This is a genomic window from Streptomyces sp. NPDC087215 (assembly GCF_044744885.1).
Taxonomy (GTDB): Bacteria; Actinomycetota; Actinomycetes; order Streptomycetales; family Streptomycetaceae; genus Streptomyces.
This window is the reverse complement of record NZ_JBIUZD010000003.1, coordinates 463,570-489,000: the sequence shown is the minus strand read 5'-3', so window position 1 is coordinate 489,000 and position 25,431 is coordinate 463,570. Positions and strand designations below refer to the sequence as shown.

The window sequence follows — 25,431 nt, the reverse complement described above, 5'->3', positions numbered from 1 at the left end:
GAGCGAACTCCGCTCAAGGTAAACGGGAGGGCTCCGCACCCGGTATTTTCCGGACATGTCCACAGATCCGAGGAACCCCTCAGACTCGTACCTCAGCTTCTGGCGCGAGAACCACCTCTGCACCCTGACGACCCCCCGCACGGACGGCACCCCGCACGTCGTGGCGGTCGGCGCCATGTACGACCCGGAGAACGGGTACGCGCGGATCATCACCGGCGGGAAGAGCCGGAAGGCGGTGAACGTCCTGGCGGCGGGCCCGGACGGGGCACGGGTCGCGGTCTGCCAGGTGGACCGGGCGCGCTGGGCCACCCTGGAGGGCCTCGCGCACATCCGTACGGACCCGGCGGTGGTCGCGGACGCGGTCGCCCGCTACGCGGAGCGGTACGGGCGCGTCCCGGCGCCCGACCCGGACCGGGTCGTCGTCGAGATCGCCCTCACCCGGGCGATGGGCCACGCCTGACACCGGGCGGCACGGGCCCTTCGGGGGCGGCACGGGCGTCGGAGCCGTGAGGGCCGCTCGGGAACCGCGGACGCGAAGGGGGGCGAAGGGGCGACGCCGTACGGCCCGCGGGGCCGTACGGACGTCACAGCCGTACGGACGTCACAGCCGTACGGAGGCCGGCGCCCTGCCGGGACGGCTGCCGTACGGGCGGCAGCTCCGTACCCGGGCCCCGGAACCGTACGGGCGCAGCACAGCGGCGCCATCGCGTTTCAGGTCCGCGATGGCGCCGCTGTGTGGGGGAAGTGCCTGAGCGATCTACAACGACGGGGGAATCGCTCAAGCACTGCGGGGGGTGGCGGTGATGGTCTCGGGTTCGATCAGCTGGTGGTCCCGCTGGTCGAGGTTGACGAAGATCATGCCGTACCGGATGGCACAGCGGATGGGCTGTGGGGCGCCCCGGGGGCGGCGCAGACAGCGGTAGGCGCGGACGTCCTCGTCCTGCCCCCGCGCCACGACGACGGGTTCTCCGAACAGGGTGACCTTCAGCGCGTCACCACGGTGGGGGATGGCCGTGGCGAGGTCGACGAAGTGCCAACCGGACCGGTAGGCCGTGGCCATCTCCCGGCGGAACCTGGGGTCGTCCTGCGGGAGAGTCACGCGCCCGCACCCTTGGCGGCCTTGGACACGAACTCCCAGGACGGCTCGGGAGGACCGGCGACGACGTGCTCCCGGGGGGCGGACTCCCACGAAGGCTCGTCCGGCCCGGCCCACACCTCGTGTGCCGGGGTGCTCTCCCACGAGGGCTCGTCCGGCCCCGCCACGTGATGCGCCGGGGTGCTCTCCCACGAGGGCTCGCCGACGGCGAGTGCGCCGAGAGCAGCCGCCGCAACGGCTATGGCGCTAAGTGCACGAACCATCCTGGTCATGGCCGATCTCCACCTCTTTTGATCACTACCTCCCCCCCGCGAGTAAGACGATGGCTCACTCACGACCCTTTTCACCAGCCAACCCGGGCATCATGTTCCTGTAATTCATGACCCTGAGGGGGGTGCAAATGAGGCGAGAAGGCAATGAGTCCGGCCATAAGCACAGTCACGGTGAACTATGCGACCTGGGCAAGGAGCTCTACGCGAGCGCCCTGCGCACCGGCCGGATAGCCCGTGCCGACGCCGAGGCGGCCCCCTGCCTGAAGGAACTGTCCCTCCTGCACCCGGACCCCGACGACGGCGAATGGCTGCACCCGGTGCCGCCCTCGATCGCCCTCAACCAACTGGTCCACCCCATCGAACGGGAGATACAGGTCCGGCGGCAGCACGCGATCGCCCTGGCCGACGCTTTCGAGCCGTTCATGGCCATCCACACCCAGGACCCCTCCGGCACCCAGGCCATCACCGTCCTCGAAGGCCTCAGCGTCATCAACGCCACGCTGGACCGCGTCATGGACGAGTGCACCACCGAACTCCTCACCATCCAGCCCGGCAGCGGCCGCCGCCCCGAGACCCTCGAAGCCGCCCTCCGCAGACTCGCCCCCCTCCTCGACCGGGGTGTCCGGATGCGGACCCTCTACCAGCACACGGCCCGTCACCATCCCGCCACCCTCGCCTACGTCGAGCGGGTCGCCCCCTACGGGCTCGAACTGCGCACCCTGGAAGAGATCGTCGACCGGCTGATCATCGTCGACCGCAAGGTCGCCTTCGTGCCCGCGCGCAGCGACCGCCAGGTCGCCCTCGAACTGCGCCACGAGGGACTCGTCCAGTACCTCGTCGGCGTCTTCGACCAGTTCTGGCTGCACGGCGTCCCCTGGGAGGAAGTGATCCCCTACAGCCCCTCCGTGGACGGCATCGGCGGGGTCCAGCGCTCCATCGCCAAACTCCTCGTCGAGGGCCACGTCGACGAGGCCATCGCCCGCCGCCTCGGCATGAACGTGCGCACCTGCCGCGCCCACATCGCCAAACTCGCCGCCACCCTCGGCAGCGGCAGCCGGGCCCAACTCGGCTACCTCATCGCCCAGTCGGGCATCCTCGACCAGGACACCTGACGGCCCGGAGGCCGGACCGGCCCGGACCGGACCGGCCTCCGGGCCGCGCACCCCGCCGCTCCGGCCCCCGCCCGGCCCCCGCCCCCGCCCAGCCCCGAACGGGAACACCGCACACCGTGTACGCACAGATCGACCTCGACGGACCCGCCGGAACCCTGAGGGTCTCCGGGTACGAGCTCCCCACCGTGGAGCTCGTACGGGCCCCCGGGACCCGCCCCGACGCCCACACCCCCATCGGCACCCGCAGGGCCGCGCTGCTCGCGCTCACGGTCGACGGGGAACCGGCCCGCCTGAGGCCCGCGCGCGGGCGGCTCCTGCGGTACTCCTACCGGGTGGACGTGCGCACCGACGGCGTCCACTACCGGCTGGTGCCCTGCGGGTCCGACACCAGCCGGCTGCTCCGGGACGGACGGCGCCTGGGCACCCTGATCCGTTCGGGCGGCGGCCTGATCATCGAGCGCTGGGAGAGCGCCCCCACGCCCCGCGACCGCGCCCTCGGCACCGCGCTGGCCGTCGCGTTCGGGACCGGGGCGGCCCCGTGGTGGGAGACGGTCGGCGGCATCGCGGTCGAACTCATCTTTTAGTCAGGGGCGCCCTCAGGGACAGGGGGTTCCCCCTCAGGGGCGGGGCCCGTCCCCGCAGCCGCCCGAACGGCCCCGGAAACGGCGTGAGGCCCCTTCCCCCGGAGGGGAAGGGGCCTCACACGACCCGTTTCGTCACTCGCCCCGCTTGGGACGCCAGACCACCAGCGCGCTCGTCTGCTGCACGTCCTGGTAGGGCACCAGGTCGCGCCGGTACGAGGCGTGCACCTGGGCCTCCCGCTGCCGCATCGCCGCCGCGGCCCCGTCGACGGCCGCCGACAGCTCCGCGATCCGGCTCTGCAACGCGGCGACCTGGTGCTCCAGTTCGATGATCCGCTTGATCCCGGCCAGGTTGATGCCCTCGTCCTGCGACAGCTGCTGCACCTGACGGAGCAGCTCGATGTCACGGGCCGAGTAGCGCCTGCCCCGGCCGGCCGTACGGTCCGGGGACACCAGACCGAGCCGGTCGTACTGCCGCAGGGTCTGCGGATGCAGACCCGAGAGCTGGGCCGCCACCGAGATGACGTACACCGGCGACTCGTCGGTCAGTTCGTACGGATTGCGTCGGCGTCCGTCCACCGGGTCACGCTCCCTTCGCGGCCTGGAACAGCTCCGCCCGGGGGTCCTCCGCGGCGGTCGCCTCGCGGTAGGTCTCCAGGGCCTCACGTGCCTTGTCGTCCAGTTCCTTCGGCACCGCGACCTCGACCGTCACGAGGAGGTCGCCCCGGGTGCCGTCCTTGCGGACCGCGCCCTTGCCACGGGCGCGCATGGTCCGGCCGTTCGGGGTGCCCGCGGGCAGCTTGAGGGTGACCGGGGGACCGCCGAGCGTCGGCACCTTGACCTCGCCGCCGAGCGCCGCCTCCGTGAAGGAGACCGGCACGGTCACGGTGAGGTTGTCGTCCTTGCGGCCGAAGACCGGGTGGGCGTCGACGTGCACGACGACGTACAGGTCACCGTTCTGCCCGCCGCGCTCGCCCGGCGCTCCCTTGCCGCGCAACCGGATCTTCTGGTTGTCGCTCACGCCCGCCGGGATGCGGACCTGCATGGTCCGCGAGGACTTGGCGCGCCCGCTGCCCTTGCAGACATCGCACGGGTTCTCCGCGATCAGGCCGCGGCCCTTGCAGTCCACGCACGGGTCGGTCAGCGAGAAACCGCCGCCGCTGCCGCGCGAGACCTGCCCGGTGCCGACGCAGGTCGGGCAGACCCGGGGGGTGCCGTTCTTGTCGCCGGTGCCGGAGCACGCGGTGCACGGCTGCTGGCTGGACATCCGCAGCGGCACGGTGGCGCCCTCGATGGCCTCGGTGAAGCTGAGCGTCACCTCGGACTCGATGTCCTGGCCCCGCCGGGGCTGGGTGCGGGGACCCGCGCCGCCGCCCCGGTTGAACAGCCCGCCGAAGACGTCCCCGATCCCGCCACCGCCGCCGCCGAAGCCGCCGGCCCCGCCCTGGGTGCCCCCGAAGAGGTCGCCCAGGTCGAAGTTGAACGAGCCGCCGCCCCCGGGACCGCCGGTCCGCAGGCCGCCGTTCCCGAAGAGGGCGCGGGCCTCGTCGTACTCCTTGCGCTTCTTGGGGTCGCCGATGACGTCGTTCGCCTCGGAGATCTCCTTGAAGCGCCCCTCGGCCTTGGTGTCGCCCTTGTTGGCGTCCGGGTGGTTCTCGCGGGCGAGCTTCCGGTACGCCTTCTTGATCTCGGCCTCGGTGGCGTCCTTGGGGACGCCGAGGACCTTGTAGTAGTCCTTCTCGACGAAGTCCTTCGTGCTCATCGACGTCCCTCCTTCCGGACTGCTCCGGTGTTCGTCCCTGCTCCGGTGGTCACCGGGGTCCCGGTGACCACCTCTGTGAGGAGCGGTGCGTCACCCCTCGTCGGGGGCACCGCTCTCCTCGTCGGCGGACGGCTTCGCGTCGTCCTTGGCCGGGGCCGCGCCCGGCTGGGGCTCGGCGACGGCCACACGGGCGGGCCGGATGGTCCGCTCGCCGATCCGGTACCCCGGCTGCAGGATCGCCACGCACGTCGTCTCCGTGACGTCCGGCGCGTACGAGTGCATCAGGGCCTCGTGGATCGTCGGGTCGAAGGGCTCGCCCTCCTTGCCGAACTGCTGCAGACCCATCTTGGCGACGACGGTCTCCATCGATTCGGCCACCGACTTGAACCCGCCCACGAGCTCACCGTGCTCCCGGGCCCGGCCGACGTCGTCGAGCACGGGAAGGAGCTCGGACAGGAGGTTCGCGACGGCGATCTCCTTGACCGTGATCCGGTCCCGCTCCACGCGGCGGCGGTAGTTCTGGTACTCGGCCTGGAGCCGCTGGAGGTCCGCGGTGCGCTCGTCGAGCGCGGTCCGGGCCTGGTCCAGCTGCGCCAGCAGTGCTACGTCCGTAGCGTCCCCGACCGGGGCCGCCCCGTCCGCCTTGTCGGCGGGAGCGGCGGCCTCGGTCTCCTCGGGCGTGCCGTCGGCGGGGACGTCGGGCTTCTCCTCGAAGCCCGGGGTCTCCTCCGACATCAGGCAGCGCCGCCCTTCGGCTTGTCCTCGTCCACGATCTCGGCGTCGACGACGTCGTCGTCGGCCTTGGCCTGCCCGGCGTCGCCGCCCGCGGCCTGCGCGGCCTGGGCGTCGGCGTACAGCGCCTGGCCGAGCTTCTGGGAGACGGCCGCGACCTTCTCGGTGGCGGTGCGGATCTCCGCGCTGTCCTCGCCCTTGAGCTTCTCCTTCAGCTCGGCGAGGGACGCCTCGACCTCGGTCTTGACGTCGCCGGGGACCTTGTCCTCGTTGTCCTTGAGGAACTTCTCCGTCTGGTAGACGAGCTGCTCGCCCTGGTTGCGGGACTCGGCGGCCTCGCGGCGGCGGTGGTCCTCGTCCGCGTACTGCTCGGCCTCCTGGCGCATCCGGTCGACCTCGTCCTTCGGCAGCGAGGAGCCGCCGGTGACGGTCATCTTCTGCTCCTTGCCCGTGCCCAGGTCCTTCGCGGTCACGTGCATGATGCCGTTGGCGTCGATGTCGAAGGCGACCTCGATCTGCGGGACGCCGCGCGGGGCCGGCGGGAGGCCGGTCAGCTCGAACATGCCGAGCTTCTTGTTGTACGCCGCGATCTCGCGCTCGCCCTGGTAGACCTGGATCTGCACGGACGGCTGGTTGTCCTCGGCCGTCGTGAAGATCTCGGACCGCTTGGTCGGGATCGTGGTGTTGCGCTCGATGAGCTTGGTCATGATGCCGCCCTTGGTCTCGATGCCGAGGGACAGCGGGGTCACGTCGAGGAGCAGGACGTCCTTGACCTCACCCTTGAGGACACCGGCCTGGAGCGCGGCGCCGATGGCGACGACCTCGTCCGGGTTGACGCCCTTGTTGGCGTCCTGGCCGCCGGTCAGTTCCCTGACGAGCTCGGCTACGGCCGGCATCCGGGTCGAACCGCCGACGAGGACGACGTGGTCGATCTCGGAGAGGTTGATGCCCGCGTCCTTGATGACGTTGCGGAACGGCACCTTGCAGCGGTCGAGCAGGTCGGACGTGAGCTGCTGGAACTGGGCGCGCGTGAGCTTCTCGTCCAGGTGCAGCGGGCCCTCGGCGGAGGCCGTGATGTAGGGCAGGTTGATCGAGGTCTCGGTCGAGGACGACAGCTCGATCTTCGCCTTCTCCGCGGCCTCGCGGAGACGCTGGAGAGCCATCTTGTCCTTGGCCAGGTCCACGCCGTGGCCGTTCTGGAACTGCGTCACCAGGTAGTCGACGACGCGCTGGTCCCAGTCGTCGCCACCGAGGTGGTTGTCACCGTTGGTGGCCTTCACCTCGACGACGCCGTCGCCGATCTCCAGGAGGGACACGTCGAAGGTGCCGCCACCGAGGTCGAAGACGAGGATCGTCTGGTCGTCCTTGTCGAGGCCGTACGCCAGGGCGGCGGCGGTCGGCTCGTTGACGATGCGCAGGACGTTGAGGCCCGCGATCTCACCGGCCTCCTTCGTCGCCTGACGCTCGGAGTCGTTGAAGTACGCCGGGACGGTGATGACCGCGTCGACGACCTTCTCGCCCAGGTACGCCTCGGCGTCACGCTTGAGCTTCTGCAGGATGAAGGCGCTCATCTGCTGCGGGTTGAAGTTCTTGCCGTCGATCTCGATCTTCCAGTCGGTGCCCATGTGGCGCTTGACCGACCGGATGGTCCTGTCGACGTTGGTGACGGCCTGACGCTTGGCCACCTCGCCGACGAGCACTTCGCCGTTCTTCGCGAAGGCGACGACGGACGGCGTGGTCCTGGCGCCCTCGGCGTTGGTGATGACGGTGGGCTCGCCGCCTTCGAGAACGCTGACGACGGAGTTAGTCGTGCCCAGGTCGATGCCGACCGCACGTGCCATTTCGATTCCTCCAGCTGACTGACTTGAGTGGAACTGACTCAAGAATGCATGAGACCCGCATCAGAGTCAACAGACCTGAGCGGAGGCGACTCAACTCTTCGTCCGCCCGTCCACTCAGAGCGGCCCCGAGCGGGTGCGGAACCCATCGTTCCGACCCGCCGGAGCGGCGCGCGTCGCTCCGGGACCCGGCGGGGTGGTGCATGAGAGAGTCCGGTTGCCCCATGACGGGCAAAGCTGCCATATACCACGAATATCCCACGAACAGCCCATGATCTCGCGTCCCGGGGATTCCGCCCGCCGCCCGAAGGGGCGGTGGGCGACGCGTCCCGAAGGGGGCGGGACATTCGGAAGGGTGCGGGAAATGACGGCCAAGCGCGTGTTCGACGTCCTGGGCGGGCTCGCCCTCCTGGTCGTGCTGTCGCCGGTCCTCGCGGCCGTAGCCCTGTCGCTCGCGCTCGGCGGGGCGGCCCCCGGGAGGCGCGTTCCGCCCGCGCCCGACGGGGCCGCGGCCCCCGAGGGGCGCGTCCTGCGCCGCCGCACGGTGGCGGGCCTGGACGGGCGGCCCTTCACCATGCTGACCTTCCGCACCAGGAGTCCGCTGGGCGCGCTGCCCCTGCTGCTGCACGTCGTCGGCGGCCGGATGTCGCTGGTCGGGCCGTGTCCGCTGGCCCCGGCCCACCGCGAGTGCGCGGGCGAGGGCCGCCGACGGCTCTCCGTACGCCCCGGGCTCACCGGCCCCTGGCAGATCAGCGGGCGCTCGGAGCTGCCGTGGGAGGAGCGCGAGCTGCTCGACCTGCACTACGTGGACCACCACTGGCTGGGAACGGACCTGACCATCCTGGCGCGTACGCTTCCAGCTGTCCGCAGGCGGCGCGCGGCAAGGTTTGCCTGAGCGACACAGATCACCGCGAACGCCGCTACAGCACGGAGCCCCGAGCGGGTAATCTCTGCACGGACTCCATAAGTTACTGCTTAGTAGGCCCGCCCGAGGAGCCCTTCATGCAACTCGCCGCGATCATCGTGTCGCTGACCCTGACCGTGGTCGGCGTTGCTCTGCTCGCTCGCGCCGTCGGCCAGTTCGTCCGGTACTTCAAGCTGGGACAGCCCGTCCCCGCTGGCAGCCGGACCGACAACCCCTACCAGCGGAGCGTGACGCTCGTCCGGGAGTTCCTCGGCCACACGCGCATGAACCGCTGGGGCATCGTCGGCTTCGCCCACTGGTTCGTCGCCGTGGGCTTCCTGACCCTGCCGCCCACCCTGGCCCAGGCGTTCGGCCAGCTCTTCCGGGCGGACTGGACGCTGCCGGTCATCGGCGGCTTCCTGCCGTTCGAGCTGTACATCGAGTTCATCGGCGTGATGACGATCCTCGGCATCGCCGTGCTGATGGCCGTCCGGCTGCTGAGCCTCCCGGGCCGGGCAGGCCGCAAGTCCCGCTTCGCCGGTTCCAAGGCGGGCCAGGCGTACTTCGTCGAGTACGTGATCCTCACCATCGGCCTCGCCATCTACGTGCTGCGCGGCCTGGAGGGCGCGATCCACCACGTCGAGGGCTACGAGGCGGCCTACTTCGCCTCGTACCCCCTGGTCCTGGCCTTCGAGGGCCTGAGCGTCGGCACCCTGCAGACCCTGATCTACTTCACCGCCATGGTGAAGATCAGCACCTCGTTCATCTGGATGATCGTGGTCTCGCTGAACACCAACATGGGCGTCGCCTGGCACCGCTTCCTCGGCTTCCCGAACATCTGGTTCAAGCGCAACGCGGACGGCGCCACCGCGCTCGGCGGGCTCCTGCCGATGACCACCGGCGGCCAGGAGATCGACTGGGAGGACCCGGCGGAGGACGCCGTCTTCGGCGTCTCCCAGGTCGAGCAGTTCTCCTGGAAGGGCCTCCTCGACTTCTCCACCTGTACCGAGTGCGGGCGCTGCCAGTCGCAGTGCCCCGCCTGGAACACCGGCAAGCCGCTCTCCCCCAAGCTCCTCGTCATGTCGCTGCGCGACCACGCGCACGCCAAGGCCCCGTACCTGCTCGCGGGCGGCGGCAAGACGCCGGAGGGCGAGGAGAAGGCGTCCGAGGAACAGCTCAAGGACGTTCCCGCCGCCGCCCTCGCGGAGGCCGAGCGCCCCCTCATCGGCACCGCCGAGGAGAACGGCGTCATCGACCCCGACGTCCTGTGGTCCTGCACCACCTGCGGCGCCTGCGTCGAGCAGTGCCCGGTGGACATCGAGCACATCGACCACATCGTCGACATGCGCCGCTACCAGGTGATGATCGAGTCCGCGTTCCCGTCCGAGGCGGGCACGATGCTCAAGAACCTGGAGAAGAAGGGCAACCCCTGGGGCCTGGCGAAGAAGCAGCGCGTCGAGTGGACCAAGGAGGTCGACTTCGAGGTCCCGATCGTCGGCAAGGACATCGAGGACCTCAGCGAGGTCGACTACCTGTACTGGGTCGGCTGCGCGGGCGCCCTCGAAGACCGCGCCAAGAAGACCACCAGGGCCTTCGCCGAACTCCTCCACATCGCGGGCGTCAAGTTCGCGATCATGGGCGGCGACGAGAAGTGCACCGGTGACTCCCCGCGCCGCCTGGGCAACGAGCCGCTGTTCCAGCAGCTCGGCCAGGAGAACGTCGCCATGCTGAACATGGCGTTCGGCGAGGACGACGAGGACGAGTCGACGAAGAAGCCGAAGTCGGCGAAGAAGATCGTCTCGACCTGCCCGCACTGCTTCAACACCATCGCCAACGAGTACCCGCAGCTCGGCGGCGAGTACGAGGTCATCCACCACACCCAGCTGCTCCAGCACCTCATCGACGAGGGCAGGCTGGTCCCGGTGACCCCGGTCGAGGGCCTCATCACCTACCACGACCCCTGCTACCTGGGCCGTCACAACAAGGTCTACACGCCGCCGCGCGAGATCATGTCCGCCGTCCCCGGGCTGCGCCAGCAGGAGATGCACCGCCACAAGGAGCGCGGCTTCTGCTGCGGCGCCGGTGGTGCCCGGATGTGGATGGAGGAGCGGATCGGCAAGCGCATCAACAACGAGCGCGTCGACGAGGCCCTGTCCCTCAACCCGGACATCGTCTCCACCGCCTGCCCGTTCTGCCTGGTCATGCTGACCGACTCGGTCAACGGCAAGAAGAACGACGGCAAGGCCAAGGAGTCCGTCCAGGTCGTGGACGTCGCCCAGCTGCTCCTCGAATCGGTCAGGACCCCGGCCGACCCGGAGCCCGCCGAGGACCCGGAGCCGGAGCCCGAGCCGGCGGTCTGAGCCGACGCTCCGAGCCAGGAAGGCCAGGAAGGCCAGGAACGCCAAGAACACGGAAGGGCCGCCCCGCGCACATCGCGCGGGGCGGCCCTTCGGCCGTCGGGGCGGGTGCCGGGGCCGGTCCCGGTCGGACCGGGGTCGCGGCCGGCACCGGGATGCCCCTCGGACCGACCGGTACTGAACGGGAGCGACGGGGACCGACCGGGACCGACCGATACTGAACGGGACCCACGGGGACCGACCGGGACCGACAGGAACGCCCTCGAAACGCCCTCGGGAGGCCCCAGGGAGGTCCCTGACCATCCCCTAGGGGATGTCACAGCTCCGTGGCAACCCGGACGCGGAGGAGCACGGAGGCACCGGGAGCGGGTACGTTCCTTGACGTGGCTGGATTCAGGAACGGACGCGGCCGGGACAACCGCGACCCGCAGCAACCGCAGCAGGCCCCTTACGGGCACCAGGCGGCCCCGCCGCCGTACCCGCAGCAGCAGTGGCCCGAGCAGGGCCAGGGCCGGGGCCAGGCCCCGTACGGACAGCAGGGCGGACACCCGCAGGACGGCGGCAGGCCGTACGAAGGCCAGCAGCGGGGCGGCCAGCCGTACGGGGGCCGGTCCCAGGGCGGGCACGGGCAGCAGCCCTACGGCGGACAGCCCCCGTACCGCGGGCAGGACGGGCGTGGCGGCCGGGGCGGACAGCCCCCGTACGGCGACCGTTCCCAGGGCGGGCACGGCGGGCAGCCGTACGACGAACCCGAGTACTTCGGGGACCCCTACGGGCAGCAGCACCCCGGCGCCGCCGCCGCGAACAATCCGGGTCACACCCAGATGTTCAGCGTCGACGACCCCTACGGGCAGGCCGCGCCCCCCGCCGCCCCCGTCCCCACGGGCCCCCGGCTCCCCTGGAAGGGCCTCCTGAGCGGCATCGTGCTGCGCCCGGCGGACACCTTCCTCCAGATGCGGGACCACGCCGTCTGGGGCCCGGCGCTGGTCGTCACCTTCCTCTACGGGCTCCTCGCGATCTTCGGCTTCGACAAGGCGCGCGAAGAGGCGATCAACGCGACCCTGTCGACGGCCGTCCCGTACGTCCTGATGACCGCCACGGGCTTCGTCCTCGGCGGGCTCATCCTCGGCGCGGTCACGCACACCCTCGCCCGTCAGCTCGGCGGCGACGGCGCCTGGCAGCCGACCGTGGGCCTCTCCATGCTGATCATGTCGATCACGGACGCCCCGCGCCTGGTCTTCGCGCTCTTCCTGGGCGGCGAGAACGGCCTGGTCCAGGTGATCGGCTGGCTGACCTGGCTGGCGGCGGGCGCGCTCTTCACCCTGATGATCAGCCGCTCGCACGACCTGCCGTGGCCCAAGGCCCTGGGCGCGTCGGCGATCCAGCTGGTGGCCCTGCTGAGCCTGATCAAGCTGGGCACGCTGTAGGAGCACGCGATACGAGGAAAGGCCCCCGCCGACGCCCGGCGGGGGCCTTCTCCGTACCGCTCAGCGGCTCAGGCGTCGAGGATCTGGCCCTCGCGCCGGACGACGGGCGGCTCGACCGACCAGGGGAAGTTGATCCACTCGTCGGTCTTCTTCCACACGTACTCGCACTTCACGAGGGAGTGGGACTTCTCGTAGACGACGGCCGAGCGGACCTCGGCGACATGGTCGACACAGAAGTCGTGGACGAGCTTGAGGGTCTTGCCGGTGTCGGCGACGTCGTCGGCGATCAGCACCTTCTTGTCGCTGAAGTCGATCGCGTTCGGCACCGGCGCCAGCATGACCGGCATCTCCAGGGTGGTGCCCACACCGGTGTAGAACTCCACGTTCACCAGGTGGATGTTCTTGCAGTCCAGGGCGTAGGCCAGACCACCGGCGACGAAGACGCCGCCACGGGCGATGGAGAGCACGATGTCCGGCTCGTAGCCGTCGTCGGCGATGGCCTGCGCCAGCTCGCGGACCGCCCGCCCGAATCCCTCGTACGTCAGGTTCTCGCGTACGTCACTCATGTCTGCGACCGCCTCACACCTGGGTCCGATGGAAGTTCAGGAAGGAACGGGAGGCCGTCGGCCCCCGCTGGCCCTGGTACCGGGAGCCGTACCGCTCGCTGCCGTACGGGAACTCGGCGGGCGAGCTGAGCCGGAACATGCACAGCTGCCCGATCTTCATCCCCGGCCAGAGCTTGATCGGCAGGGTGGCGAGGTTCGACAGCTCCAGGGTCACGTGACCGGAGAAGCCGGGGTCGATGAACCCGGCGGTGGAGTGCGTGACGAGCCCGAGCCGCCCGAGGGAGCTCTTCCCCTCCAGCCGGGAGGCGATGTCGTCGGGGAGGCCGATGACCTCGTAGGTGGAGGCGAGCACGAACTCGCCGGGATGCAGGATGAACGCCTCGTCGCCCTCCGGCTCGACCTCACGGGTGAGGTCCAGCTGCTCGACGGCGGGGTCGATGTGGGGGTACCGGTGGTTCTCGAACACCCGGAAGAAGCGGTCAAGCCTCACGTCGATGCTCGAGGGCTGCACCATGGATTCGTCGTACGGGTCGATGCGCACCCGTCCGGCATCGATCTCGGCCCGGATGTCCTTGTCTGAGAGAAGCACGTCCCCACGATACGCAGAGGGCGCGGACCTGCCCCAATCGGCATTCGCCCGCGCCCCGGCCACCGTCAGCGCCGCCCGGCCTCCACGGGCACGGCATTCCGCAGCCGCGCACACCTCGGACACCGGACGAGCCGCCCCGGCCCGAGCCGCCCGGCCCCGAGCTGCTGAAGCGGGAACGAAGCGGTACTGAACACGTGCCCCTCGGCACAACGGACGACGGTGCGCTCCATCGGACCCATCAAGTCCCTTCCCCTACACATGTGGTGGACGAGAAGCCACATTAGGGGATCAACGGGACACCCTCCAGCACGGCACTCCGCACCCGAAAAACCACGAGCTTCGACTCAAGTGGCGCATGGGGTACAGTGTGCAACGATGCGGCACGGATCACCCGTCCGCTACGCGGATGTAGTTTAATGGTAGAACATGAGCTTCCCAAGCTTATAGCGCGGGTTCGATTCCCGTCATCCGCTCTTCTACGAAGCCCCGGGTCAGCGACCCGGGGCTTCGTTGTTGTCTAGACCTCTTGGGTCCTGCCGTGCCCTCCCCGATCTCCAGAGCCGCGTACAGACGTCGGCCCTCGGGGTGATCGCTGAGAGTGCTGCGCCACGCGCCCGGAGCCAGCCCTTCCGGCACGCGCCAGGCGCGGTGGACGTCGATCGGGCTGGCGGTGAGCACCCCGGCGGAGTCGAGGATCTGGCCGCGCCTGTCGGAGACATCAGTCCTGTGCGGCATCCGGCCGTTGGAGGCTACGGCCCGTCGGGTGACCGCGGTCAGGGCCTTACCGGTCGCTCCGGTCCGTCCTGCGGATCATGCCGGTTCGGGTTCTCTGCTGCGGTGATCCATGCGCGCGCGGTAGCCAGGGCCTGGTCGAGGGGGGCGAAGAGGGCGCCGCCTGCCGGGAGGATGCCGTCGGGGCCGAGGTCCCGGTCGAGAGCGGCGGCTTTCAGTGCGCGGGCGAGGCCCGGTTCCACGCCGGAGAGGATCAGTCGGCCGCCCGACCGGCGGAGGTCGTGGGCGTGGCGGCGCAGGACCCTGGTCATGGTGGACGACGGCACGTCGGGGACACCGCGCATGACCAGGATCAGCACGGCTCCGCGGGCGTGGTCGGTGGGCGGCAGCGTCCTCTCGATGCCGGGGAGTTCGGCGAAGAAGCCGACGCCGTCGTAGTAGAGGACGGTGACCTCGCCGGGCGGCAGGCTCGCCGGGACGTCTCCGGGATGCCAGCGGCCCCGGCCGTCGGGAACGAGGGCGACCAGGCGGGCGCGGCGGGCGGCCTGGACGCAGTACAGGAGCAGGGAGAGGACGGCGCCGAGGACGATCGCCCGCTGGAGCGGAAGCTGCGTGGTGGCCAGGAAGGTGACGATCATCGCCGCCGACGACAGGCGGGAGGTGCGGAGCACCAACAGGACGTCGTGGCGCTTGCCCCAGATCAGCTCGCCGCCGACGACGAGGATCAGGCCGCCGATGACGGGCATGGGGATGTGTTCGGCGAGTGGGGCGCAGACGAGGACGATCAGGGCGAGCAGGACGCCGGAGAAGATGCCGGCCCAGCGGGTGCGTGCGCCGGCGGAGACCGCGACGCCGGTACGGGAGAGGGATCCGCCGGAGGGCAGTGACTGGAAGAGGCCGCCGGCGAGGTTGGCAAGGCCCTGGGCGGCGAAGTCGCCGTTGACGGAGGACTTCGAGCCGTCGGGGTTGGGGACGGACGGGCCGATGCTCGCCGCCTGCGCGAGGCCGACGAGCGCGACCGCGACAGCGCCGCCGAGCAGGTGGGGAACGGCGGACAGGTCGGGGGCGGAGAAGCCGGGGAGGGCGGCGGGGATGTGGGCGATGCCGCCGACGAGTTCGACGTCGGTGCCGAGCAGGGCGACGGCCCCCGAGGCGGCGACCATGGCGACGAGCAGGGCAACCGGTTCCAGTCGTCCTACGAGACGGGTGGCCGCCCAGACGGTGATCGTGGCGACGGCCACGAGGGTCGTGGCGAGCTGCCAGTCGCCGAGGTGGGCGAGCCAGTCGCCGAGTTGGACGAGGCGGTTGTGGCCCTCGGGTTTGTAGCCGGTGGCGTCCTTGAGGACGCCGGTGATGATCTGGAGGGCGATGCCGGTGGAGAAACCGGTCATGACGGCGTTGGAGACGAAGCTCATCACCACGCCCAGCCGCAGCACGCCCATCAGGAGCATGACCACGCCCGCCATGAGGGTCAGGGCGGCGACGTTCCCCGCGTCCTTCGAGTCGAGGCCGGCGTCCGAGAGCACGCTCTGCGAGGTGAGCGCGAGTGCGCTCGTCAGGGTGGTGACCATGAGGACGGTCCGGGAGGTCAGGGAGCCGACGATCGCCGGGACCACGCCCGCGTAGAGGCCGGCGACCGGGTTGAAACCGGCGATCGCCGCGTAGGCCATGCCCTCCGGGATCGAGAAGAGCCCCGTCACCAGCCCGGAACCCACGTCCGCGGGCTTCGGGCGGCCGAGGCTCCGCTTCCGCCCGCGCCACGAGCGGGGGAACTTCACGAGGCGAGTCCGCTGATCGCGTCTCCCGCGTACTTGGCGCCGAGCACGACGAGGACCACCGTCATGATCGCGCTGTTGTGCTCGCCCATCCACGTCTTCCAGCCGCCGAGCACCGCGGCCGACCTGCTGCCGCCGACGACGTACACGAGCAGGGGCAGCAGGACGCAGGCCGAGCCGATCAGGACGAACAGGACGCCGGCGACGGCCTTGCCGCCGCCGCTCGCCGGGCTGCTCGCGATGGAGGCCGCGCCGCCGACCGCGAGGACGAGGTTCTTCGGGTTGGCGCCGGACAGCAGGGCCGCGAGGCCGACCGCCTTGCCCGGGGTGAAGCGGTCGATCGCCCGCATCCAGCCGGGCAACGTGTGCTCCTGTCCCTCCCTCGGGCGGTCCTTCCACTGTTTGGCGCCCATGAGCAGGAAGAGCACGCCGAGCGCGAGCTTGAGCCAGTACGTCCAGTCGGCGGGTGTGCCTCCGTCGTCGGCGCCGGCGCCCGAGCCGACGAGGACGACTGCGGTGGTGATCACTCCGAGCGTGAGCATCCAGCCCAGCGTGAACGCCGTGCCGTTGACCCTGCCGCGCGGGGTGGCCAGCATCAGCACCACCGCGATCAGAGGAAGGGGGCTGATGGCGATGCCCACCGCCGACACCAGCATCTGTCCGACGGCGTCACCCATCGCTGCCTCCTCCGTACCGGCCCTGCTCCACCCCCGCCACGGCAGGCGGTGTGCCCGAGCCTTTCCGCCAGCTCAGGGGGCCGCAACGGCGGCGGGGCCGAACGGGTGACACCCCTCCCCGGCCGCCCCACGGTCGCGGACCGCGGTTGCGGACCCAACGGAATGAGATGACCGTTGTATGGCTTGCGCCCCCTCCTGGTGTACCGGATCGGAGTCCGCATGGACGCGCAGACGTTGAAGCAGCAGATCGCCACGGCCCACGAGAAGGCACGGGCCGACGAGGGGTACTGGCTCGGCATGGCGGCCTTCCGCTACGGCTTCCCGCTCCTGGAGATGCACCGCAGCCTGTGGGAGTGGCACGTCGACGCGTCCGCCCCGACGCACCTCGGCGCGATCAACGAGATCCACCACACCCCGCGCCGGGCGGAGCCGAAGGACACGTACTTCGTCACGCCGATCGTCGACGCCCCGTACTCACGTACTTTCGTCGACCTGTCCGGCGGCGCGGTGGTCCTCACCGTCCCGCCCGTCACCGACCGCTACTTCACCGTCCAGCTCCTGGACATGTACACCAACAGCTTCGGCTACGTCGGTACGCGCACGGGCGACACCACCGGCGGCGACTACCTGCTGGCCGGGCCCGGCTGGCGCGGCACCGTCCCCGACGGCATCACCCGGGTCGTCACCGCCCCCACCCCCCTGATCTGTCTCCTGGCCCGCGTCACGATCCTCGACGACGACGTCCCCGCCGCCGTGGCCCTGCAGAAGCGGATCGCCCTGCGCCCCGCCGACCCCGCCACCCCCAAGCCCGACCCCTCGGTCAACCCGCCGGCCCGCGACTGGCGGGGCGAGGGCGGCGACCCGCTGGACTACTACCACATGCTCGCCGACTGTCTGAGCGCGAGCCCGCCCCCGGCCGCCGACCACGGCGTCCTCGGCCTGATCGCCCGCATCGGCATCACCCCGCACCACCCCTTCGACGCCTCCCGGCTCCGCCCCGCAGCCGTCGACGGCCTGCGGCGGGCGGTCGCCGACGGACTGCGCGACCTGTACGCGGACATGCCTTTCGCCGGCCCGTCCCGCAACGGCTGGGTCATGGTCGACGTCGACACCATCGGAGACTGGGGCACCGACTACTTCTCCCGCCTGGAGATCGCCCAGGTCGGTCTGCTCGCCAACAGCGCGAAGGAGGCGTACTACATCGGCGCCATCCTCGACGGCGACGGCGACCCGCTCTCCGGCGAGCACCGCTACGAACTCCGCTTCGGCCCCGACGACTTCCCGCCCGTGGACGCCTTCTGGTCGGTGACCATGTACCTCAACCCGCAGGGCTTCCTCGTCGAGAACCCGATCGGCCGCTACCACCTCGGCAGCCTCACCAAGGACCTCACCTACGGTCCCGACGGCTCCCTCACCCTCTACCTCCAGCGCGAGAACCCCGGCCCGGAGAAGGAGTCCAACTGGCTCCCCACCACCGAACCCGGCGTCCTGTTCCGCCTCATCCTGCGCCAGTACCTGCCCACCCCCGACATCCTCACCGGCCGCTACGCGCCCCCGGCCGTCGTCCGCGTCGACCGCTGAGCGAACGCGGCGGCGGTCATTGGGCCTCCCCCTGCGTCGTGTCGTCGCGCCAGGCCACGAGCCGCTCCTTGAGCGGCCCGTGGCCGTCCCGCCTGAGTCCGCGTGAACCATCGATCCGGAAAGACAACCGCTGCGGCCCTAGTGAGGCTTTCCGTCGGCGGTGTCGGGGGGCCTCGGTGGAGCCGCGGGACGCTCGGCGAGGTGGGCGTCCATGGTGGAGTTCAGGTCGGCGATGAACGACTCGAACCGTTCGAGGAGTTCCGCCGGGTAGTGGGACATCGCGGTGTCGAGGCGGTGGGCGAGCGGGCCGAAGAACTCGTCCGCCCGCTCCTGGATGTGCGCGCCGCCGCGCAGGGTGATGACGCGCCGGTCGGAGTGTTCGCGGGTGCGGGTGATGTGCCCGGCCTCTTCGAGGCGGTTGAGGAGCGCGGTGGTGGCTCCCGTGGACAGGGAGACGCGCTCGCTCAGCCGTGCCGGTGACAGCAGGATGCCGCGCTCTTCGGCGGCGGCGATCTCCAGTACCGCGGTCGCGTCGGTGGAGTGCAGGCCCAGCCAGGCGGCGAAGCGGCGGCTGAGCTCGGCGTAGTGGCCGCCGTAGACCCGCAGCCCTTCCATCAGCCGCTCGCGCTGAGCCGCGACGCCGTCGTTCATCGCTTCCTCCATGAAGGCCCCGCCGCCTTTCTCTCCTGCCGCCCGTGCCGACGGCCCGCCTTTGACAACCTACCGCCACCATTTTACCTTCATGATGGAATTACTTCACCATGGAGGTAACTGGCGTGCACGACCCTTCCCCGGCCACCGACGAGACCGCCGAGCCCTACCGATGGCGGTGGCTGATCCTGGTCGTGATGATCGTCGCCGAGATCATGGACCTGCTGGACGCCTCGATCGTCAACGTCGCCGGGCCCGCCCTGGAGGAATCCCTCGGCGCCAGCGCCGTCGGCCTGCAGTGGGTGATCGGCGGCTACGCCCTCACCCTGGGCGCCGGGCTCGTGCTCGGCGGCCGTCTCGGCGACCGCTACGGGCGGCGCCGCATGTTCCTGATCGGCCTGACCGCTTTCACCGCCGCCTCGCTGCTGTGCGCGATCGCCCCGAACATCGAGTCGCTGATCGCCTTCAGGCTGCTGCAGGGCACCGCCGGGGCGATGCTGCTGCCCCAGGGCCTCGGATTGCTGCGGGAGAACTTCTCCGGGCCCGAACTCACCAAGGCCTTCGCGGTCTTCGGACCCGTTCTCGGCCTCGGCGGCATCATCGGCCCGGTCCTCGGCGGCTTCCTCATCGAGGGTGACTTCTTCGGCCTGGGCTGGCGGTCGGTGTTCCTCGTCAACCTGCCCATCGGCACCGCGGCGCTGATCGTCGCCGCGAAGATCGTGCCCAGGAAACCGGGCGACCGCACGGTGCGGGTCGACATGATCGGCGCGGCCCTGGTCGTGGCCGCCTGCGCCCTGCTCGTACTCCCGCTGAACCAGGGCCAGGAGGACGGCTGGCCGCTGTGGACGTGGCTGTGCGTGGCCGCTTCCGTGGCCGGGTTCGGCCTGTTCGCCGTACAGCAGCGCCGTACGGCCGCGGCGGGCCGTGAACCGCTGGTGACACCGGGGCTGCTGCGCAAGCCCGCCTTCACCGTCGGGCTCGGCGGCATCGCCCTGTTCTTCGGCGGGCTGATCGGCACGCAGCTGGTGCTCACCCTGTACCTGCAGATCGGCCGGCACTTCACCGCCGGGGAGGCGGGCCTGGGCAATCTGCCGCTCGCCGTGGGCACCGCGATCGGCGGAGCGGTCAGCGGCGCGTTCCTCGCCGACAGGATCGGCCGCAGGGTGCTGCAGATCGGCCCGCTGGTCCAGCTGGCCGGTGCGGCCGTGCTGTGGTTCGAGCTGGACGGTCTCGACCCGGCCTCGTTCTCGATCCGGGACATCGCTCCCGGCGTCGCGGTGGCGGGTGTCGGAGCGGGCATGGTGATCGCCGCCCTGTTCAGCTTCGTCCTCGCCGCGGTCGACGACGACGAGATCGGCTCCGCCTCCGGCGTCCTGTCGGCCGTGCAGGCCCTCGGCGGCTCCATCGGCGTCGCGGTCTTCGGCTCGGTGTTCTTCGCCCGGACCGAGGCCGGTGACTTCACGGGCGGCTTCCACCGCGCGCTGATCGTCCAGGCGTGCCTGCTGCTGGCGTTCCTCGCGATCACCTTCCTGCTGCCCAGGCGGGGCCGCCCCGACGACGAGCAGCACGGCGTCACCGCCGACACCGCTTCCCCCGGCCCCGAAGCGAAGCAGCGCCTCACCGCATGAACCCGGCCGTGAACCGGGTCACCGCCCAGGAACGGGAAGACCTGGTCATGACGCACGTGCCACCGCCCGCCGGGCAGGGACGGTGAGCAGCGGGCGACAAAGAGCCGGAGGACACGGCCCAAGTGTCCTGGAGGCGATCCTGTCCGCACCCAGATGGGCCGTCGCCGCTCCCTCGTACGCCGTACTCCGCCAGAGGCGGCGGTGTCCCGGCAGGGGCAGGTGACGGGCGTTCCGCCGGAGGGCTGCCGGGGGCTGTTCGCAGGAGGGCCAAGGTCTGTCCGCAGGGCTGCCGGGGACTGTTCGTAGGGCTGCCGGGGGCTGTTCGTAGGGGGATATCCCCCTGGAAACACTGAGGTCAGGCCCCGCGCGCTGTCGGGGCGTCGCGGGCCAGGATCTGTCATGTCACCGGAAGCCCACTCGTAAGGAGTCCAGGGGTATGACCAGGAATCGCCGACAGCAGCTCAGCCGCAGGACCGCTCTGCTCGCCGCGGTGACGATCGCGGCGGGGGCCGCTCTCACCCCCGTGGTGGCGCGGGCAGCCCCGGACCCTGCCGCCGCCCGGTCGGCCCCGGCCAAGGATCCCGTCGTCCGCGAGCTGGACCGGATCGCCCACCCGCTGCGCTCCACCGAACCCGGCGGGAGGACCACCGATCTGCGGGCCCTGGGCGCGATGATCGGCGGCGCGAAGGTCGTCGGCCTGGGCGAGGCCAATCACGGCTCCCACGAGTTCTTCGCCATGAAGGAGCGGGTCTTCCGCCATCTCGTCGAGGAGAAGGGGTTCCGCGCCTTCTCCCTGGAGTACAGCTGGGCCGCCGGGCTGCGGATCGACGAATACCTCCAGACCGGCAAGGGCGACGCCCGGCAGATCGCCGAGGAGACCCTCGCCAACTCCCCCTGGGACCGCGAGGAGTTCGTCCACCTCATCCAGTGGATGCGCGAGCACAACCGGCGCAACCCCACCCGTACCGTCCACTTCGTCGGCAACGACCTCTCCGCCCCCGCCGTCACCGACGACTTCTTCGGCCGGATCACCGGCTACGTCCAGCGGCACCACCCCGCGCTGGCGCCCCGGGTGGACGAGCTCTACACCGGGCTGCGCCCCATCGACGACATCTACGTCTACCTGGGCAGGCCGCTCGCCGAGCGGCAGCGCCTCGCGGGGCAGGCCCGGCAGGTCCTCGACCTGATCCGCGCGGCGGGCGGCCGGGACCGGGAAGCCCACGACCGGGCCGTACAGAACGCCCGCTCCATCGCGGACACCACCGAGTTCCTGACCCTCGATCCGGGCGACTCCGCCACCCTGCCCGCATTCATGCGTATGCGCGACCGGGTCATGACCCAGAACATCCTCTGGTGGCAGAAGCGCACCGGCCACAAGATGCTGGTCTCCGCGCACAACGACCACCTCGGCCTCATCGCCGCGGAAGCCGTGTACTACCCCAAGACCCAGGGATCCTTCCTCCGTGACGCGCTGGGCCGGGACTACCTCCCGATCGGCATGACCTTCGACCGGGGCTCCTTCCTCTCCAAGGACACCGCCCTCGGCGGCGAATGGAAGAAGTTCGCCGTCGGCGCCGCCGTCCCGGGCAGCAACGAGCACACCCTCGACAAGGTCCGCCACCGCGACTTCTACGTCGATCTGCGCGCCGCCGCGCCCGCCGCCCGCGGCTGGCTGGAGACCGCGCGCCCCACCCGCAGCATCGGCACGGAGTTCCGCGACGACTACCCCCTCTTCGATCAGGCGCTCGGCCACGCCTTCGACGTCCTGATCCACCTCCACGAGGTGCGGGTGGCCGTACCCCGCAAGCCGTGAGCCCCGGGCCGGGGGCTGCTGCGGTCGTACGGAGACCGAGGCCGGGGGCTGCTGCGGCAGTCGTACGGAGACCGAGGCCGTCGGCCGTACGGACATGTCGCCGCGGGTCCGCACCCGTGACGGGCGGCGCCTCGCCGCCCGCGCGCTCCTCTCCGAGGCCCACGGCCCCGTAGGACCACGGTCCCGTAGGAGCCGGGCGGTCAGTGCCCGCACCCTGGGCCGCGTTCGAGTCCTCGGGAACGGGAAACAGCACTCGTCCGACGGACGGCGGACGGCGGACGACGGACGACGTCCGGCGTGTGCGGGGTCCCGGTGGGCGGGGAGGGCGCCTGGCGGGACCGGGGCGCGGGCGCCCGGAACGGCTGTCGTACGTCTCGGGCCAGGGCCCTTCCGAGGTGGTCGGCGCCGCATCGGACCGGGTTCGTCCCGCCACCCGCTTCCCTGCCGCGACAGCCCCCGGGAGCCGAGGGCGACGGACCACAGCAGCGGAATCAGCCAGACGAGAAGGAGAGCCCGTTCCGAAGCGGTCGGGTCCGGCTTCATCGCGGTGCCAGCCCTCGGGGAGCAGGAAGCCGATCGGAAAATACGTATGGGGGGCATGTACTGAGGACCCCGGAGCCGCCGACCGGGCAAGGCGGGTTACGACTTCCGGGTGCCGGACGGCGCTCACCGCTCGTACGACCCGGGCGCCACCCCTGCACCCCGGGCACGCCCGCGCACCGCTTCCACCGCCCGCGCCGGATGCGGCACACGACCTTCTCAGACCGTCAAGGGGGACACCTCGGGCCCGGAATCGCCCACCTTTTTCCAGTCAACTCCCTTGGGGAGCAACAGGGTTGCCGGAAAGACGCTTCATTCCAGGGGTCCATGAGCCGACGGCATTCCCGCCGGTTCGACCCTCCGCCCGGCCCGGAGCCACCGCGGGACACTCGCGCGCCGCCCCGCGCTTCGGCGCCGTCACGGATCCCTCGGCCCCGGCCTCCGCCGACCGTGCGCCGTGGGTGATCCCGCCTCCCGGACGCCCATTCGCCTCGCGCGCACATCGCACTCGTGTCGCACGAATATCTGTGCCCGAGGATGGAGAATTTCGCAGCCCCCGCCTGGAAATTTCATACCGGAACCGGGTAGGGGCAGGTATTCGACGCACAAATATCGCAGGGGCATGGTACTGTCGAAGCAGGTTGCAGTTTTGGTACCCATAGACTTCAAGCGCATCCGGTCGGCTCGCGCCGCACGGGAGTGCTTCGTATTTCCGGTCATTATTTTCCGGTCAGGGCATCATCGCGGCGACGCGGGGTTCGTGAAGTGCGGATTCCGATGTACTGCCCACAAGGGAGATATGACATGGCTACTGGCACCGTGAAGTGGTTCAACGCGGAAAAGGGCTTCGGTTTCATCGAGCAGGACGGTGGCGGCCCGGACGTGTTCGCCCACTACTCGAACATCGCGGCCCAGGGCTTCCGCGAGCTGCAGGAAGGCCAGAAGGTCTCCTTCGACATCGCGCAGGGCCAGAAGGGCCCGACGGCTGAGAACATCGTTCCCGCCTGACGCTGACGCACATTTTGCAGCTGGGACCCGCATCCCTCGGGGTGCGGGTCCCAGCTGCACTTTTTTCCACAGCCCGCGAAAAATCGATCATGCGGAGCGGTGGCGTACCGGAGCTCCTGCCGAGAACCCCCGATTCCACTCTTTTTCCTACGGGCTTCCCGCGATTCATCTTTTCGCATCATTTATTCGGTGCGTGCCTGCGATTCCCCGCACCGCTCTTCCACCGGGGGAATTCCTTGACGCGTGCCCCGTCGAGGAAGGTTCCGAAATGAACCCCACACGTACGAACGGCCGCTCGTCCGGCACCCGCCGCAGCGGCGCCCCCGCCCCGAAGCGCTCGGGAGCACCGAAGCGCTCGGGAGGCCCGAACCGGTCAGGCGGCCACGGCCGACGGCCTGCCGCGCCGCAGGGCGAGTTCGCCCCGCCGGAGACGGTCACCGCGGCCCTGCCCGCCGTCGAGAAGTTCGACGAACTCGACATGCCCGCCCCGCTCCTGGCCGCACTCGGCGCGCAGGGTCTCACCGTGCCGTTCCCCATCCAGGGCGCGACCCTGCCGAACTCCCTCGCGGGCCGTGACGTCCTGGGCCGAGGCCGGACCGGCTCCGGCAAGACCCTCGCCTTCGGCCTGGCCGTGCTGGCCCGTACCACCGGACAGCGTGCCGAGCCCCGTCAGCCGCTGGCACTGGTCCTGGTCCCCACCCGGGAACTCGCGCAGCAGGTCACCGACGCCCTCGCCCCCTACGCCCGAGCCGTGCGACTGCGCCTGGCCACCGTCGTCGGCGGGATGCCGATCGGCCGGCAGGCCTCGGCACTGCGCGGCGGCGCCGAAGTCGTCGTGGCCACCCCCGGGCGCCTCAAGGACCTGATCGACCGTGGTGACTGCCGACTGGACCGGGTCGCCGTCACCGTCCTCGACGAAGCCGACCAGATGGCCGACATGGGCTTCATGCCCCAGGTCACCGCGCTCCTGGACCAGGTCCGCCCCGAAGGGCAGCACATGCTGTTCTCCGCGACCCTCGACCGCAACGTCGACCTCCTGGTCCGCCGCTACCTCGCCGACCCGGTCGTCCACTCCGTGGACCCCTCCCAGGGCGCGGTCACCACGATGGAGCACCACGTCCTGCACGTACAGGGCGCCGACAAGCACCGGCTGACGACGGAGATCGCGGCGCGCGAGGGCCGGTTGATCCTGTTCCTGGACACCAAGCACGCCGTGGACCGCCTCACCCAGGAACTCCTCGACTGCGGGGTCCGGGCCGCCGCCCTGCACGGCGGGAAGTCGCAGCCCCAGCGCACCAGCACCCTCGCCCAGTTCAAGTCCGGGCACGTCACCGCCCTCGTCGCGACGAACGTCGCGGCGCGCGGCATCCACGTCGACCACCTCGACCTCGTCGTCAACGTGGATCCGCCGACCGACCACAAGGACTACCTCCACCGCGGCGGCCGCACCGCGCGGGCCGGGGAGTCCGGCAGCGTCGTCACCCTCGTCACCCCCAACCAGCGCCGTGCCATGACCCACCTCCTGGCCGCCGCCGGCATCGTGCCCCGGACCACCCGGGTCCACTCCGGCGAGGAGGCGCTCAGCCGGATCACCGGCGCCCAGGCCCCCTCGGGCATCCCCGTGAAGATCACCGCACCGGTGACCGAGCGGCGCAGGCGCGGGGCGCCCGTCCGGGGTCGGCGCGGAGCCGCGCCGGCCGCCCGGCGCGCGGGCGGGCGCCGGTCCGCCCTCGACGCGGCGGCCTGAGCACCGCACGTGATCCGGAAGCCGATCCCTCTCCGCTGGAGGC

At 70.8% G+C, this 25,431-nt stretch carries 22 protein-coding genes, 1 tRNA gene and 1 pseudogene; 12 read left to right on the top strand and 12 right to left on the bottom strand.

Annotation, left to right across the window (positions count from 1 at the left end; translation table 11 throughout):
* Positions 1-55: 55 nt before the first annotated feature.
* Positions 56-460, top strand: coding sequence for a pyridoxamine 5'-phosphate oxidase family protein (locus tag ACIO92_RS11720; protein WP_402279985.1), 405 nt, complete (start codon positions 56-58; stop codon positions 458-460).
* Positions 461-778: 318 nt separating this feature from the next.
* On the opposite strand, the gene ACIO92_RS11715 is transcribed toward ACIO92_RS11720, so the two are convergent.
* The gene (locus ACIO92_RS11715) at positions 779-1,099 is read right to left on the bottom strand and encodes a (2Fe-2S)-binding protein (RefSeq protein WP_366441942.1); all 321 of its coding nucleotides are present in this window, start codon (positions 1,097-1,099) and stop codon (positions 779-781) included.
* Positions 1,096-1,368, bottom strand: coding sequence for a hypothetical protein (locus ACIO92_RS11710; RefSeq protein ID WP_366441941.1), 273 nt, complete (start codon positions 1,366-1,368; stop codon positions 1,096-1,098). Before ACIO92_RS11710 ends, ACIO92_RS11715 begins: the two co-directional genes overlap by 4 nt.
* Positions 1,369-1,496: 128 nt before the next feature.
* Between ACIO92_RS11710 and ACIO92_RS11705 the strand changes: the two genes are divergently transcribed.
* Entirely contained in the window at positions 1,497-2,480 is a 984-nt protein-coding gene (locus ACIO92_RS11705; protein WP_366441940.1) for a helix-turn-helix transcriptional regulator, read from the top strand.
* A gap of 116 nt (positions 2,481-2,596) precedes the next feature.
* The gene (locus tag ACIO92_RS11700; protein ID WP_366441939.1) at positions 2,597-3,064 is read left to right on the top strand and encodes a hypothetical protein; all 468 of its coding nucleotides are present in this window, start codon (positions 2,597-2,599) and stop codon (positions 3,062-3,064) included.
* A 132-nt stretch (positions 3,065-3,196) separates the two neighbouring features.
* Here the strand turns inward: ACIO92_RS11700 and ACIO92_RS11695 are convergent, their stop codons facing one another.
* The 4 genes from ACIO92_RS11695 to dnaK all read right to left on the bottom strand — a co-directional run bounded on the left by ACIO92_RS11695 (position 3,197) and on the right by dnaK (position 7,396).
* Entirely contained in the window at positions 3,197-3,640 is a 444-nt protein-coding gene (locus ACIO92_RS11695) for a heat shock protein transcriptional repressor HspR (protein WP_351785598.1), read from the bottom strand.
* Between the two features lie 4 nt (positions 3,641-3,644).
* Positions 3,645-4,823: a molecular chaperone DnaJ gene (gene dnaJ / locus ACIO92_RS11690; RefSeq protein WP_366441938.1), complete on the bottom strand. Its 1,179-nt coding sequence runs from the start codon at positions 4,821-4,823 to the stop codon at positions 3,645-3,647.
* A 90-nt stretch (positions 4,824-4,913) separates the two neighbouring features.
* Positions 4,914-5,558: a nucleotide exchange factor GrpE gene (gene grpE / locus ACIO92_RS11685; protein ID WP_366441937.1), complete on the bottom strand. Its 645-nt coding sequence runs from the start codon at positions 5,556-5,558 to the stop codon at positions 4,914-4,916.
* Positions 5,558-7,396 (bottom strand): molecular chaperone DnaK, encoded by a 1,839-nt coding sequence (gene dnaK, locus ACIO92_RS11680; protein WP_366441936.1) that lies wholly within the window; start codon positions 7,394-7,396, stop codon positions 5,558-5,560. Before dnaK ends, grpE begins: the two co-directional genes overlap by 1 nt.
* 361 nt (positions 7,397-7,757) lie before the next feature.
* Here dnaK and ACIO92_RS11675 point away from each other — a divergent pair, with 361 nt between their 5' ends.
* From ACIO92_RS11675 to ACIO92_RS11665, 3 genes are all read left to right on the top strand, one after another.
* Positions 7,758-8,288, top strand: a complete 531-nt coding sequence (locus ACIO92_RS11675) for a sugar transferase (protein ID WP_402054691.1) — start codon at positions 7,758-7,760, stop codon at positions 8,286-8,288.
* 107 nt (positions 8,289-8,395) lie between these two features.
* Positions 8,396-10,657, top strand: coding sequence for a heterodisulfide reductase-related iron-sulfur binding cluster (locus ACIO92_RS11670; RefSeq protein WP_366441934.1), 2,262 nt, complete (start codon positions 8,396-8,398; stop codon positions 10,655-10,657).
* 380 nt (positions 10,658-11,037) lie between these two features.
* Positions 11,038-12,081, top strand: coding sequence for a Yip1 family protein (locus tag ACIO92_RS11665; RefSeq protein ID WP_366441933.1), 1,044 nt, complete (start codon positions 11,038-11,040; stop codon positions 12,079-12,081).
* A gap of 68 nt (positions 12,082-12,149) precedes the next feature.
* On the opposite strand, the gene ACIO92_RS11660 is transcribed toward ACIO92_RS11665, so the two are convergent.
* Together ACIO92_RS11660 and dcd are read right to left on the bottom strand one after the other, a co-directional pair.
* Entirely contained in the window at positions 12,150-12,647 is a 498-nt protein-coding gene (locus ACIO92_RS11660; protein ID WP_366441932.1) for a phosphoribosyltransferase, read from the bottom strand.
* Positions 12,648-12,660: 13 nt separating this feature from the next.
* Positions 12,661-13,236, bottom strand: coding sequence for a dCTP deaminase (gene dcd / locus ACIO92_RS11655; protein WP_351785576.1), 576 nt, complete (start codon positions 13,234-13,236; stop codon positions 12,661-12,663).
* A gap of 402 nt (positions 13,237-13,638) precedes the next feature.
* Between dcd and ACIO92_RS11650 the strand changes: the two genes are divergently transcribed.
* Positions 13,639-13,709 (top strand) — tRNA-Gly (locus ACIO92_RS11650).
* A gap of 70 nt (positions 13,710-13,779) precedes the next feature.
* Here ACIO92_RS11650 and ACIO92_RS11645 read toward each other — a convergent pair.
* The 3 genes and pseudogenes from ACIO92_RS11645 to ACIO92_RS11635 form a co-directional block, all read right to left on the bottom strand.
* Positions 13,780-13,971 (bottom strand): annotated as a pseudogene (locus tag ACIO92_RS11645) (HAD family phosphatase); the annotation flags it as partial.
* Positions 13,972-14,009: 38 nt separating this feature from the next.
* Complete coding sequence (locus tag ACIO92_RS11640) at positions 14,010-15,746, bottom strand: SulP family inorganic anion transporter (RefSeq protein WP_402279991.1); 1,737 nt, start codon at positions 15,744-15,746, stop codon at positions 14,010-14,012.
* A complete protein-coding gene (locus ACIO92_RS11635) occupies positions 15,743-16,420 on the bottom strand; it encodes a GAP family protein (RefSeq protein WP_366443453.1) in 678 nt (225 codons plus the stop codon). The genes ACIO92_RS11640 and ACIO92_RS11635 overlap by 4 nt, the downstream gene beginning before the upstream one ends.
* Positions 16,421-16,639: 219 nt before the next feature.
* Between ACIO92_RS11635 and ACIO92_RS11630 the strand changes: the two genes are divergently transcribed.
* Entirely contained in the window at positions 16,640-18,001 is a 1,362-nt protein-coding gene (locus ACIO92_RS11630) for a DUF1254 domain-containing protein (protein WP_402279994.1), read from the top strand.
* Between the two features lie 138 nt (positions 18,002-18,139).
* Here the strand turns inward: ACIO92_RS11630 and ACIO92_RS11625 are convergent, their stop codons facing one another.
* Positions 18,140-18,664, bottom strand: a complete 525-nt coding sequence (locus ACIO92_RS11625; RefSeq protein ID WP_402279996.1) for a MarR family winged helix-turn-helix transcriptional regulator — start codon at positions 18,662-18,664, stop codon at positions 18,140-18,142.
* 113 nt (positions 18,665-18,777) lie between these two features.
* Between ACIO92_RS11625 and ACIO92_RS11620 the strand changes: the two genes are divergently transcribed.
* The 4 genes from ACIO92_RS11620 to ACIO92_RS11605 all read left to right on the top strand — a co-directional run bounded on the left by ACIO92_RS11620 (position 18,778) and on the right by ACIO92_RS11605 (position 25,388).
* The gene (locus ACIO92_RS11620; RefSeq protein ID WP_366443456.1) at positions 18,778-20,280 is read left to right on the top strand and encodes an MFS transporter; all 1,503 of its coding nucleotides are present in this window, start codon (positions 18,778-18,780) and stop codon (positions 20,278-20,280) included.
* A gap of 436 nt (positions 20,281-20,716) precedes the next feature.
* The gene (locus ACIO92_RS11615; protein ID WP_402279998.1) at positions 20,717-22,093 is read left to right on the top strand and encodes an erythromycin esterase family protein; all 1,377 of its coding nucleotides are present in this window, start codon (positions 20,717-20,719) and stop codon (positions 22,091-22,093) included.
* Positions 22,094-23,437: 1,344 nt separating this feature from the next.
* A complete protein-coding gene (locus ACIO92_RS11610) occupies positions 23,438-23,641 on the top strand; it encodes a cold-shock protein (RefSeq protein ID WP_030939356.1) in 204 nt (67 codons plus the stop codon).
* 268 nt (positions 23,642-23,909) lie between these two features.
* The gene (locus tag ACIO92_RS11605) at positions 23,910-25,388 is read left to right on the top strand and encodes a DEAD/DEAH box helicase (RefSeq protein WP_401235180.1); all 1,479 of its coding nucleotides are present in this window, start codon (positions 23,910-23,912) and stop codon (positions 25,386-25,388) included.
* Positions 25,389-25,431 lie beyond the last annotated feature (43 nt).